This window comes from Pseudomonas sp. PDM27, assembly GCF_019219205.1.
GTDB lineage: Bacteria > Pseudomonadota > Gammaproteobacteria > Pseudomonadales > Pseudomonadaceae > Aquipseudomonas > Aquipseudomonas laurylsulfatiphila.
In genome coordinates this window covers 144,588-156,518 of sequence record NZ_JAHUWF010000007.1, presented here as the reverse complement: position 1 = coordinate 156,518, position 11,931 = coordinate 144,588, and the positions used below count along the sequence as shown (strand labels likewise).

Here is an 11,931-nt window from a genome sequence, read left to right as displayed (position 1 = left end):
ATTGCAGACCTGCAGGGGTCAAAGTGTGCGTACCTGACCGATTGCCAGTGGCTGGGCGCTCTCGCCGATGCCGTTGACCAAAGGCGCACCGAACTCATCGAGACTGATCTGGAAGCTATCCCCCGGCTGGGTCTTCACACCGTCGGCAAACGACAGCGTGGCGGTACCGAAGTAGTGCACGTGAACATCACCGGGACGCAAAAACTGCGCGTACTTGAAGTGATGAAATTCGAGATTGGCCAGGCTGTGGCACATGTTGTCTTCGCCGCTGAGAAACTCTTTTTCCCAGATCGTCTGGCCGTTGCGCGTGATGCGGCTGGTGCCGACCAGATGTCTGGGCAACTCACCGACGCGCAGCTCCGGGCCAAAGGAGCAGCAACGCAGTTTCGAATGGGCGAGATACAGGTAGTTGCGCCGCTCCATGACGTGGTCGGAGAACTCGTTACCCAGTGCATACCCGACACGGTACGGCTGGCCGTCGTCGCCGATCACATACAGGCCGGTCAGTTCCGGCTCCTCACCGGCATCCTCGGCAAACGGCGGCACCGGGAAATCCGCACCGGGACGCACGACGATGCTGCCGTCGCCCTTGTAGAACCACTCCGGTTGCGCGCCGACCTGCTCCGCCGCCGGTTTACCGCCCTCCAACCCCCACTTGAACATGCGCATGGTGTCGGTCATGCCGGCTTCGACTTCACCGTCGTGCTGGTGCATTTTGTCCCGCGTCGCGGCGCTGCCCAGATGGGTCAGGCCGGTGCCGCTGATCAGGCAATGGGCAGGGTCTTCATGGTCCAGCGGTGGCAGGACCTTGTGCTGCTGCAACAGCTGCGCATAATCCGGACCGGGTTCGCTGCCGCGCCGGGCGATTTCTTCTTGCAGGCTGCACTGGGCACGGATGGCGGCCAGGGCCAGTTCACGGGTACTGCGGGTATCGCGCAGCACCTGGACCCGAGCGCCCTCAACCACGCCAACCTGGCGTTGCCCATCGGTGTTTTCAAACTGAATCAGGCGCATGTCGGCCCTCCGAAAAGTCGTGGTGGGCGCCGCGAGAAAGCGGCGCCGGACGGTCACTCGATGATGTTGAAATCGCTCAGGTACTCATCGGAGATTTCCAGGCCCAGGCCCGGCTTGTTGTCATCCAGCTGGATGTAGCCGTTGACCGGTTGCGGCTCGCCCTTGAACACGTAGTAGAAGAGTTCGTTGCCGACTTCGACGTCGAACACCGGGAAGAACTCGGCCATCGGCGAAGCCGTGGTGGACATGGTCAGGTGGTAGTTGTGCATCTGCCCGGCATGCGGGATGACCGGCACCGACCAGGCCTCGGCCATGGCGTTGATCTTGCGCGCGGCGGTGATGCCGCCGACGCGGTTGGTGTCGTACTGGATCACGTCGACGGCGCGGCGTTCCAGCAGGTCCTTGAAGCCGTAGGAAGTGAATTCATGTTCGCCGCCGGAGATCGGCATGATCCCCATCTTCTTCAGCTCGATGTAGCCTTCGATGTCGTCGGCGATCACCGGCTCTTCGAGCCAGCGCGGCTCGAACTCGGCCAGTTTCGGCAACATGCGCCGGGCATACTCGAGGGTCCAGCCCATGTAGCATTCGAGCATGATGTCGACGTCGGGACCGGCCAGCTCACGCAGGGCGCGCACTTGTTCGATGTTGCGGCGCATGCCCGCCGGACCGTCCTTCGGGCCGTAGCCGAAGCGCATCTTCAGCGCGGTGAACCCCTGGCTCAGGTAGCCCTGTGCTTCTTCGAGGAACAGGTCGAGGTTGTCGTTGGCGTAGAGCTTGGACGCGTAGGTCCAGATCTTTTCCTTGGTGCGCCCGCCCAGCAGCTTGAACACGGGCTTGTTCACCGCTTTGCCCATGATGTCCCAGATCGCGATGTCGATGGCCGAGATCGCCGCCATGCCGATGCCCTTGCGGCCCCAGGCGTGGCTCTGGCGGTACATTTTCTGCCAGATGTATTCGTTGTCGAACGGGTCTTCGCCAATGGCGATCGGCGCCAGGTAGGTGTCGATGATTTCCTTGGCCACACGCGGCGCCAGGGCGCAGTTACCGATGCCGACGAGGCCGGTGTCGGTCTCGACTTCCACCACCAGCCAGCCGTGGAAGCGGAACGAGCCCATGGCGTCGCCGCGCTCGAACAGGATGTCGCTGGCGTTGGTGCAGAAGTGCGCCTGAGGTGGCACGACCTTGCCTTTCCACTCGAAAACGCGAGTACGGATTGCTTTGATTTTCATGAATACGGTTTCCTTGCGCTGCCGGCTTCTTGTCATTGTGAGTCGCTGCGCAATGCCGCTCGGGTGGCGGTCTTGCGCATTCGATGGAGCGACTTTAGCCAGCGGCCAAGGGCTGCGGATAATCACTTATGCGTATCCGGCGATAACCTGGGGTGATAGCAAAAACTGATTAGTGGGTATGTCGGGTTATCAGGGTGAAACAAAAAAGATCGCAGCCTTCGGCAGCTCCTACAGAGGAATGCGATCCCCTGTAGGAGCTGCCGAAGGCTGCGATCTTTTGATCTTTCAACAATCAGTAACTGTTGCCACCCATCCGGCAGGCAATCTCGAACGCCTGGCGGATCGCGCCAACGTTCGCCTTGCCCTGCCCCGCGATGTCGAACGCGGTGCCATGGGCCGGGGTGGTGATCGGGATCGGCAGGCCGCCCTGCACCGTGACGCCACGGGAGAAGCCCATCAACTTGATCGCGATCTGCCCCTGGTCGTGGTACATGGTGACCACCGCGTCGAAGGCACTGGCATCGCCCTGGACCTTGAGGAAGATCGTGTCGGCCGGATATGGCCCGTCCGCCGCGATCCCCAGTGCCTGCGCCGAACGCACCGCCGGGCCGATGATGTCCAGTTCCTCGCGACCGAACGAACCGTTATCTCCGTTATGCGGATTCAGCCCGCAGACGCCGATGCGCGGCTTTTCCAGCCCGTTGCGCTTGAGCGCGGTGTCGATCAATTGAATCGCTTCCACCACCCGTTGCTGACTGAGCAGGCCCGGTACATCGGCCAGGGCCACATGGGAGGTCACCCGCGAAGTCCAGAGATTGTCGAGCACGTTGAATTCGCAGAACGGTCCATGGAAACCCAGCAGTTCGGCGAACCAGTGCAGCTCATCGCTGTGGGCCATGCCGGCCATGTGCAGTGAAGTCTTGTTCAATGGCCCGAACAACACGGCGTCGGTGATGCCCGCTTCGGTCAGGCGCAGGGCTTTTTCCAGGGTGTCGAGGCTGTAGCGGCCACCGATGACGCTGGCCTCGCTCCGCGGAAATTCACCGAGGGTGTCACCGCGAAAGTCATAGAACAGCGGCGTGTCATCGACGAATGCCAGCTGCTCCAGGGACTCGACGCGACGATAGGGAAATTCCATCCCGGCAATGCGCATGCCGCGACGCATTTCCGCTTCGTCGGCAATCAGGATCACATTGGCCTGGGCACGCACTTCAGGCTCGCCCAACAGGCGCGCAATCAGCTCAGGGCCGATGCCCGCCGGGTCCCCCAGGACCATCGCGATGGTGGATTTGCTCATGCTTCACTCCTCAAGGGTTCAGGCTGCGCCCGCTCATTGGCGCAAGGTTCGCAGCGATAGACCCGCTGCGCGTTGCTGTAGAAAAGTCGTTCCTGATCGGCTGTCGGCAGATCGGCGACGATGGATTTGAAACCGCTGTAGATGTCGTCGAACGAGCCGCACAGGCTGTCCACGGGGAAGTTGCTGGCGAACATCGCCCGGTGGCTGCCGAACATGGCGATCACCTCGCGCACGATCCAGGCGTTGTCCTTGGCGCGCCAGCGCTGGCCGCCCTGCCCCAGGCCGGAAATCTTCACCTGCACGTTCGGCCACTGCGCCAGCCGCGCCATCGCCAGACGCCAGCCCGCCAGGCCTTCGGCACTGCGGTCATTGGGCAAACCGGCGTGGTTGAGAATCAGCGTGATGCCGGGAAAATCCCGGGCCAGGCGTTCGGCCTCGTGCAGGTTCCACCAGGGTGTCTGCAAGTCGAAATGCAGCCCCAGCCCTTCGAGCGCGGCGTAACTGCGGCGCCAGTGTTCGTCACTCATCAGGCTGCGCAGGTGCCCCACCTGCGCCGGCGCGATCGGGCCACCGGGTTTGTGGCGCACGCTGCGCACATGCTTGAAACGCGCCTGCTCGGTGAGCACATCGATAGCGTCCGGATGATCGAGCCAGGCTTGCGCCACGACCGCATTGGGCACGCCGTAGCGGGCCGCCAGTTGCTCGATGAAACGGGTTTCGCCAATCGGGTCCTGGGGGTTCCACTCGGTCTCGACGTACACCGTTTGCACGACGTTATGGGAACCCGCATCAGCGAAGTAATCCTCGGGAAAATAGCGGCGTTTGATCGCGCTGTAGTCTCCGTAGCGAAAGGGTATGTTGGCCTCGGGGGCAAGCCATGGGTGGTCGTTGACGGTCGGGTCCCAGAAGTGATGATGGGCGTCGATGATCGGGCCGTTCCACAACGCATTAGTCATTTCGCACCTCATCCAGGCTGATGAACAAGGTCGCGAGCACGAAGACTGCCGAGCACGCCGCGAAGAACCCGAGCACCGGGGCAAAACCACCGGTTGCCTGCAGGATCACGCCCACCAGGATCGGTACCGCGATGCCGCCGGAGCTACCGGCCATGTTCATCACGCCGCCGATCAAACCGACCCGCGCCGGCGCCGCCAGCAGCGCCGGGAAGCTCCAGTAGAGGCTGCCCCACATCAGGAAGAACGCAGTCATGGCCAACAGCGCCACTGCCGCAAAAGGATTGCTCAAGGTCGGCAGCAACAGGAATGCGCCGAGGGCCACCAGCCCGGAAAACGCCAGCAGGCTCTTGACCGCCACCCCGCGACTCACGCCTTTGCGAATCAAGCCATCACAGAGGAAACCTCCAGTCAACGAACCCAGTGCACCGCAGACAAAAATCACGAAGGTCGCCGCACCAATCCCCTTGATATCGAAACCCCGGGCCTGGGCCAGGTAACTCGGGCCCCAGGTCAGCAGGCCGAAATACACCATCGCCCAACTCGCCCGGCCGATCAGCAAACCGCTGAGCGAGCGCGGCGCAATACCCAGCCCCTTGACCGGCGCTCGGGCCGCTTCTGCGGCAGGCGTTGCGCGGCCGGCGTTGATTTTCTCAAGCTCCGCCGCATTGACTTGCGGGTGACCGGCCGGGTCATCGCGCAGATAACGCCGCGCCAGCCAGGCCAGCACCAGGGTGGCGATACCGGCGATCACGAAGGCCAGGCGCCAGGAGTCCAGCGAGGCAATCAGCCAGGCAATGATCAACCCGCCAAGGGCCACGCCCAACGGGCTGCCGCTGTCCATCAATACCGCGCCGCGACTTCGTTCGCTCGGGGCCAGCCACAGGGAAATCAGCTTGCCGCCCGACGGGAACAGCGGTGCTTCGGCGGCGCCCAGTGCAACCCGGGCAAACAACAACGACAGGCCGCCGGTAGCAAACGCCGCCAGCACCTGAAACGTGCCCCACAACCCGGTGGACCAACTGATGACCCGATGCGGGCCGAAGCGGTCGATCAGCCAGCCGCCGGGAATCTGCAACAGTGCGTAGGCCCAGAAAAAGCTGCTGAGGATCAGCCCTTGCAGGCTCGGCGACAGGGAAAACTCATGGGCGATGGTCGGCATCGCAATGGACAGCGACACCCGGTCGATCAGGTTGACCATGGTCAGCGCGAAGATGATCGCGAAGATCCGCCAGCGCACGCTGCTGGCCTTGACGGCGCAGCTCTGCGCGGGTACCGCGGCCTGGGGCTGGATATCCGCGCCGGCCAGATTCAGGGATGCACTGGAACGAGCCATGGTGCGTACCTCTTTTATTATTTTTGTGGGGACTGCAGTGCCGCTTCCTGGCGACGTTTGTGAGCACTATCGAAGGCTCGCTGATAACCGTCTAATCAAAACTTGAAATCAGGCGATAGCCTCGGGTTATGTCATGCCCTGCTTTCAACGACCTTTCAACGCTGCCACGCATTCCTCTGTAGGAGCGAGCTTGCTCGCGATGGTCTTCAACGAAAACACGTGCTTCCTGAATTAACGCGGTGCCCTTGAGTCCATCGCGAGCAAGCTCGCTCCTACAGTAGTCAGCAGTCAGCAGTCAGTAGTCAGTAGTCAGTAGTCAGTAGTCAGTAGTCAGTAGTCAGTAGTTTTGCCGAGCTATAACCCCAGGCTATCGGTGTATGTATTGTTTTGACTAGACGCCGTGCCCGCACCTTCACACACTCGGGCCAGGCTTGCGGCTTTACCGCGCAAAAAGCCGCTCATAACAATTACAAGAACATGAATACGAGGCTCTTCCATCATGCGAAATGCATTCGTCCGTCGTACATCCCGTCTGTTTCTTGGTTGCGCACTGATCGCCGCCGGTACCCTTCCCGCTCTCGCCAACGCCGCCTGGCAACCGGACAAGAACGTCGAAATCGTCGTAGCCGGCGGTCCCGGTGGCGGTACCGACCAGCTCGGTCGCCTGATCCAGTCGATCATCACTACGCACAAGCTGCTCGACGTGAACACCATCGTCCTCAACAAGGGCGGTGGCAACGGTGCCGAAGCCTTTCTCGACCTGAAAATGAGCAAGGGCGATGCCGACAAACTGGTGATCGGCACCAACAACATCTACCTGTTGCCGCTGGTGTCCAAGCTCGGCTACGAATGGCAGGAACTGACCCCGATTGCCGCGGTAGCCGAGGATGACTTCATTCTCTGGAGCTACAAGGGCGCGCCGTGGAAGGACGCGAAAAGTTTCTACGACGCGGTCAAGGCCGACCCGTCGAACCTGCGCATGGGCGGCAGCCAGTCCAAGGACGTCGACCAGACCCTGACCCTGCTGCTGAACCAGACCAACAACAGCAAACTGGTGTACATCCCGTTCAAGAGCGGCAGCGAAGCCGCGACGCAACTGGCCGGCAAGCACATCGCCGCCAACGTCAACAACCCAAGCGAGAGCATCAGCCAATGGCGTGGCGATCAGGTCGAGCCGCTCTGCGTGTTCAGTAAGGAGCGCATGGGCTATACCGACAAAGTCGCCGGCGACAAATCCTGGGCCGACGTCCCGACCTGTCACGAACAAGGCCTGGGCATCGATCAGTACCGCTTCCCGCGCACCGTGTTCATGCCCGGCGACGTCACCGCCGAGCAGCGTGCGTTCTATGTCGAGTTGATGCGCAAAGTCACCCAGACCGATGAGTTCAAGGCTTACGTGAAGCAGAACGCCCTGGTGCCGACCTTCCTGGAGGGCGAGCCGCTGACCGCCTACATCGAAAAAGACACCGCCCGCGTCACGCCGGTGTTCAAAGAGGCCGGCTGGCTGAAAAACTGAGTTGCTCACGGCCGCCCGCCCTGCGTACGGCCGTCACCTCTGGAGGTGCTTTCATGTCCCATTCTTCGGATTCACCAGCGCTGGTCGGTACGCGCTGGGTCGAGCTCGGCCTGGCACTCTTCACCACGCTGATCGGCGCGGTGGTGATGTTCGGCAGTGTCGAACAGGGTATCGGCTGGGGTGATGCCGGCCCCGAGCCGGGTTACTTTCCCTTCTACATCGGCCTGATGTTGAGCGCCGCCAGTGTGGCCAACGGCGTGTTGACCCTGGTGCGCTGGCAAGCCCTGGGCCTTCCATTCGTCAGCCGCAGTGCGTTCAGGCAAGTGCTGTCGGTGTTCGTGCCCATCGCGCTATTCGTCGGTGCGATGCCGTTCACCGGTATCTACGTCGCTTCGGCCTGCTTCATTGCCTGGTTCATGTGGCGTGACAAGGTCCGCGCCAAGCCTTACGGCAAATGGATGATCGGTAGCGTGTCCCTGGGCGCGGTGCTGGCCAGTTACCTGATCTTCGCGCTGTGGTTCAAAGTGCCGCTGGATGCCGGCCCAATGGGCGACTGGATTGCCCTGGCCGGGAGACATTTCAAATGAGCGAGTTCGATTCCCTGCTGCAAGGCATGAACCTGATCCTCACGCCGGGCCATATCGGCCTGATGGTGATCGGCGTGCTGCTGGGCATTCTGGTCGGCGTACTGCCCGGTCTCGGTGCCCCCAACGGCGTGGCATTGCTGTTGCCGCTGACGTTCACCATGTCGCCGGTGTCGGCGATCATCCTGCTGTCGTGCATGTACTGGGGGGCGCTGTTCGGCGGTTCGATCACCTCGATCCTGTTCAACATCCCCGGTGAGCCCTCATCGGTGGCAACCACCTTCGACGGTTACCCGATGGCCCGCGAAGGCCGCGCCGCCGAAGCCCTGACCGCCGCGTTCAGTTCGGCATTGCTGGGTGCGTTGGCCGGCGTGTTGTTGCTGACGTTCCTGTCGACAAAAATTGCCGCGTTCGCCATGTCGTTCAGTTCGCCGGAGTTCTTTGCGGTGTACCTGTTGGCGTTCTGCACCTTCATCGGCATGAGCAAGAACCCGCCGCTGAAAACCGTGGTGGCGATGATGATCGGTTTCGCCATGGCCGCCGTCGGCATGGACACCGTGTCCGGCAACCTGCGCCTGACCTTCGACCAGCCGATCCTGATGACCGGCATCAGCTTTGAAGTGGCGGTGATCGGCCTGTTCGGCATCGGCGAAATCCTCTGCACCGTGGAAGAGGGACTGGTGTTCCGCGGCGAGCATGCGCGGATCACGCCCATGGTGATCCTGCGTACCTGGGCCAAATTGCCGCGTTACTGGTGGACGATTGTGCGCAGCACACTGGTCGGCTGCTGGATGGGCATCACCCCTGGCGGACCGACTGCCGCGTCGTTCATGAGCTACAGCCTGGCCCGGCGCTTCTCGAAAAACCGCGACAACTTCGGCAAGGGCGAACTCGAAGGGGTGATCGCCCCGGAAACCGCTGACCACGCGGCCGGCACCAGTGCCCTGCTGCCGATGCTGACCCTGGGGATTCCCGGCTCGGCGACTGCGGCGGTGATGCTCGGTGGCCTGATGATCTGGGGTCTGCACCCCGGGCCAACTCTGTTTGTCGAGCAACACGATTTTGTCTGGGGCCTGATCGCCAGCATGTACCTGGGCAACGTGGTGAGTCTGATCGTGGTGCTGGCCACCGTGCCGCTGTTCGCTTCGATCCTGCGCATCCCGTTCTCGATCATCGCGCCGATCATCATCATGGTCTGCGCCATCGGTGCCTACTCGGTGCACAACTCGTTCTTCGACGTGGTGCTGATGCTGGGCTTCGGTGCGCTGGGTTATCTATTCAAGAAACTTGGCTACCCGATTGCGCCGCTGGTGTTGGCGGCAGTGCTGGGCGACAAGGCAGAAGATGCGTTCCGTCAGTCGATGCTGTTCTCCGACGGGCACCTGGGGATTTTCTGGTCCAACCCGTTGGTGGGCAGCCTGACCACGGCGGCGCTGCTGATGCTGTTCTGGCCGTTGATTTCCAAAGCGCTGCAAACCCTGATCGGCCTGCGCAAACCCCAGGTCGCCAAACCAAAATCGGTGCTGTGACACGCCAAAGCTGGCAACGCCTGGCATTTGTTGTCAGGCTTGCCGCAGGACTTTTTTGCGAGCACGGCCCATGACCCGAATTCCTGCTGCCAACGTAATCCACAGCCGACTGCGTCTGCGCCAACTGCGGCTGATGCTGGCGTTGCAGGAATTCGGTTCGTTGCGCCGCGCCGCCGATCACATCGGCATGACCCAGCCGGCCGCGACCAAGATGCTGCATGAGGCCGAGGACCTGTTGGGCGTCGAGCTGTTCGAACGCCTGCCCCGGGGCATGCGCTCTACCCCGTTCGGGGAAACGGTCATTTATTACGCACGCATGGTGTTCGCCGAACTCAGCGGCATGCGTGAAGAGCTGGTCGCCCTCGAATCCGGCAACCTTGGCCGGGTCGCGGTCGGGGCCATTCCGGCACTGGCTTCGGGGCTGTTGACGCGCACCATCGCCACCTTGAAACAAAGCCATCCACGCTTGTCGATGAGTATCCAGGTCGACACCAGCGACGTGCTGGTGCAGGCGCTGCTGCAAGATCAGCTGGATATCGTATTGGGGCGGATACCCGCCGGTGCCCGGGCAGAGGAGTTGCTGTTCGACAGCCTTGGCGAGGAAGCGCTGTGCGTGATTTCCGGCGCACAGAATCCACTGGCCAAAGCCACGCAGTTGAGCTGGGCCGAATTGCAGAACATGACCTGGGTACTGCAACAGCAGCCCAGCCCGATGCGCGCGATCATCAATCAGGTGTTCCACAACGCGCGGGTCGACATCCCGAGCAGCATCGTCGAAACCACGTCGATCATGACCTTGCTGTCGTTGATTCAGCAGACCGACATGCTCGGCGTCACACCGGTGTCGGTGGTCGAGGATTACCCCGGTCGGGATCTGCTGGCGGTGTTGCCGATCAAGTTCGAGGCGCGGCTGCCACCGTACGGGTTGATCACCCGGCGTCATCGCATTCAATCGTCGGCGATGCAGGCGTTCATGAATTCGGTACGGGCCGAGCATGCGCTGGCCAAATGAAAAAGGCCCGGAGCATTGCTCCGGACCTTTGCGGTTTTAAGCCGATTTACGGAACACAAACACCAGCCCGACGATGATCAACAGCATGCCGAACAGGCTCAACAGCGCCAGGCGGTTGCCGAAGACCAGATAGTCCATCACCGCCGTCACCGCCGGCACCAGGTAAAACAGACTGGTGACGTTCACCAGGTTGCCCCGGGCGATCAAGCGGTACAGCAACAGCGTCGCCAGCACCGACACCACCAGCCCCATCCATAGCACCGGCAAGATGAAACCGCTGCTGTGTTCGAAGTGAAACGGCTGGAAAGGTACGAAAATCCCGCACAACAGCAGCCCGGCGAGGTACTGCACCGGCAGCGTGCCGAGGGGATTTTCAGTGATGCGTTTCTGCATGATCGAACCGAACGTCATGCTCACCAGCGCCAGCAGACCGAAGAGCATCCCGGCCAGCGACATCCCGGCCAGGCCGATGCCCTGATAGACCACCATGATCAAACCGGTCAGCCCCAGGACCAGACCGAACATCCGGCTCCAGGAACGCTGACGCTCCATCAGGACCACCGTGAGAATCGGCTGCACGCCCATGATGGTCGCCATCACCCCGGGGGTGACTTTCAGGTCGAGGGCCAACAGATAGAAAATCTGATAGGCCCCCAACAACACCACGCCGGTGGCCATCGCATACAACATCGGCTTGCCGCCCTTGGGCAACTTCAGCTTGAGCAACGGCACCAGCAGCACCAGCCCGCATAGCGCGATGAGGAAACGAAACATCAGGAAGGCGAAGGGTGACGCGTGGGCCAGCCCCCATTTGGAGAAGATCGCCCCGCTGCTCCACAGCAGCACGAACAGGCTCGTGGATGCCACCGCGAGCGCGGATTTTTTCGAAAGGACAAACATGAATACCACCTGTAGTCAGGCAAAAAGCCAACTCAGCAAAAGCTGAAATCCAGTAGTTTTTTCAGGCGGGCGCGGGAACAGCAGAAGACAGCTGATCAGCCCGAAATGCCAACGCCTGGCGGTGATACGACTGCGCACACCGGCGTGCTACTGACAGGTGGGGGGTAATGACTGATCTGCCCGGGCTGCTGATTCCCGCACGGCACGACGCCAGCGTTGACCGCTGAATCGACTACCGCGTTGAGGAGGGATGCAGGCATTGGGCTGATCTTTGCTCGAGGGATAAAAAGTGAGTCCGAAACTCACCGTGAGCCGACTATAACCAGCGATCGACATGGATTGCAACGAGTTGGTCAAAAGGCCAGTAACGACAGCCGGCACAGTGTCAGTATCTGAAGGGGGTACCCGGTATTCCTCGAAAAAAAAACGCTCACAACGAGTAATGCCGATCAGTTAAGGGATCGACCAGCGCTGATCAACTTGTGGCGAGGGAGCTTGCTCCCGCTGGACTGCGCAGCAGGCCCATTTTTTTGGGGCCGCTTCGCTGCCCGGCGGGAGCAA

10 protein-coding genes are annotated in these 11,931 nt (G+C 61.5%); 4 read left to right on the top strand and 6 right to left on the bottom strand.

Translation table 11 applies throughout. The features are described from left to right. Positions 1-18 precede the first annotated feature (18 nt). From araD1 to KW838_RS16365, 5 genes are all read right to left on the bottom strand, one after another. A complete protein-coding gene (gene araD1 / locus KW838_RS16385; protein WP_102698955.1) occupies positions 19-1,014 on the bottom strand; it encodes an AraD1 family protein in 996 nt (331 codons plus the stop codon). Between the two features lie 53 nt (positions 1,015-1,067). Further along, positions 1,068-2,243, bottom strand: coding sequence for an L-rhamnonate dehydratase (locus KW838_RS16380; RefSeq protein WP_015096352.1), 1,176 nt, complete (start codon positions 2,241-2,243; stop codon positions 1,068-1,070). Positions 2,244-2,535: 292 nt separating this feature from the next. Then, positions 2,536-3,540 carry a 4-hydroxythreonine-4-phosphate dehydrogenase PdxA gene (locus tag KW838_RS16375; protein WP_218501735.1) on the bottom strand — a complete coding sequence of 335 codons (1,005 nt, stop codon included), beginning with the start codon at positions 3,538-3,540 and terminating at the stop codon, positions 2,536-2,538. Continuing rightward, complete coding sequence (locus KW838_RS16370; protein WP_218501733.1) at positions 3,537-4,496, bottom strand: amidohydrolase; 960 nt, start codon at positions 4,494-4,496, stop codon at positions 3,537-3,539. The genes KW838_RS16375 and KW838_RS16370 overlap by 4 nt, the downstream gene beginning before the upstream one ends. After that, a complete protein-coding gene (locus tag KW838_RS16365; RefSeq protein ID WP_218501731.1) occupies positions 4,489-5,829 on the bottom strand; it encodes an MFS transporter in 1,341 nt (446 codons plus the stop codon). Before KW838_RS16365 ends, KW838_RS16370 begins: the two co-directional genes overlap by 8 nt. 499 nt (positions 5,830-6,328) lie before the next feature. On the opposite strand from KW838_RS16365, the gene KW838_RS16360 reads away from it, so the two are divergent. From KW838_RS16360 to KW838_RS16345, 4 genes are all read left to right on the top strand, one after another. Then, entirely contained in the window at positions 6,329-7,345 is a 1,017-nt protein-coding gene (locus KW838_RS16360; RefSeq protein WP_116580280.1) for a tripartite tricarboxylate transporter substrate binding protein, read from the top strand. Positions 7,346-7,398: 53 nt separating this feature from the next. Further along, a complete protein-coding gene (locus KW838_RS16355) occupies positions 7,399-7,932 on the top strand; it encodes a tripartite tricarboxylate transporter TctB family protein (RefSeq protein WP_218501730.1) in 534 nt (177 codons plus the stop codon). After that, positions 7,929-9,458, top strand: coding sequence for a tripartite tricarboxylate transporter permease (locus tag KW838_RS16350; RefSeq protein WP_104450490.1), 1,530 nt, complete (start codon positions 7,929-7,931; stop codon positions 9,456-9,458). Before KW838_RS16355 ends, KW838_RS16350 begins: the two co-directional genes overlap by 4 nt. 70 nt (positions 9,459-9,528) lie before the next feature. Continuing rightward, positions 9,529-10,470, top strand: a complete 942-nt coding sequence (locus KW838_RS16345; protein ID WP_102698961.1) for a LysR family transcriptional regulator — start codon at positions 9,529-9,531, stop codon at positions 10,468-10,470. 36 nt (positions 10,471-10,506) lie between these two features. On the opposite strand, the gene KW838_RS16340 is transcribed toward KW838_RS16345, so the two are convergent. Next, on the bottom strand, positions 10,507-11,370 hold the full coding sequence (locus KW838_RS16340) for a DMT family transporter (RefSeq protein ID WP_218501728.1): 864 nt from the start codon (positions 11,368-11,370) through the stop codon (positions 10,507-10,509). Positions 11,371-11,931: the final 561 nt, after the last annotated feature.

Bases quoted from the DNA above. Each gene is read 5' to 3' on its own strand.
- KW838_RS16370 (WP_218501733.1), bottom strand. From the start codon at position 4,496: ATGACTAATGCGTTGTGGAACGGCCCGATCATCGACGCCCATCATCAC.
- KW838_RS16365 (WP_218501731.1), bottom strand. From the start codon at position 5,829: ATGGCTCGTTCCAGTGCATCCCTGAATCTGGCCGGCGCGGATATCCAG.
- KW838_RS16350 (WP_104450490.1), top strand. From the start codon at position 7,929: ATGAGCGAGTTCGATTCCCTGCTGCAAGGCATGAACCTGATCCTCACG.
- araD1 (WP_102698955.1), bottom strand. From the start codon at position 1,014: ATGCGCCTGATTCAGTTTGAAAACACCGATGGGCAACGCCAGGTTGGC.
- KW838_RS16355 (WP_218501730.1), top strand. From the start codon at position 7,399: ATGTCCCATTCTTCGGATTCACCAGCGCTGGTCGGTACGCGCTGGGTC.
- KW838_RS16345 (WP_102698961.1), top strand. From the start codon at position 9,529: ATGACCCGAATTCCTGCTGCCAACGTAATCCACAGCCGACTGCGTCTG.
- KW838_RS16360 (WP_116580280.1), top strand. From the start codon at position 6,329: ATGCGAAATGCATTCGTCCGTCGTACATCCCGTCTGTTTCTTGGTTGC.
- KW838_RS16375 (WP_218501735.1), bottom strand. From the start codon at position 3,540: ATGAGCAAATCCACCATCGCGATGGTCCTGGGGGACCCGGCGGGCATC.
- KW838_RS16340 (WP_218501728.1), bottom strand. From the start codon at position 11,370: ATGTTTGTCCTTTCGAAAAAATCCGCGCTCGCGGTGGCATCCACGAGC.
- KW838_RS16380 (WP_015096352.1), bottom strand. From the start codon at position 2,243: ATGAAAATCAAAGCAATCCGTACTCGCGTTTTCGAGTGGAAAGGCAAG.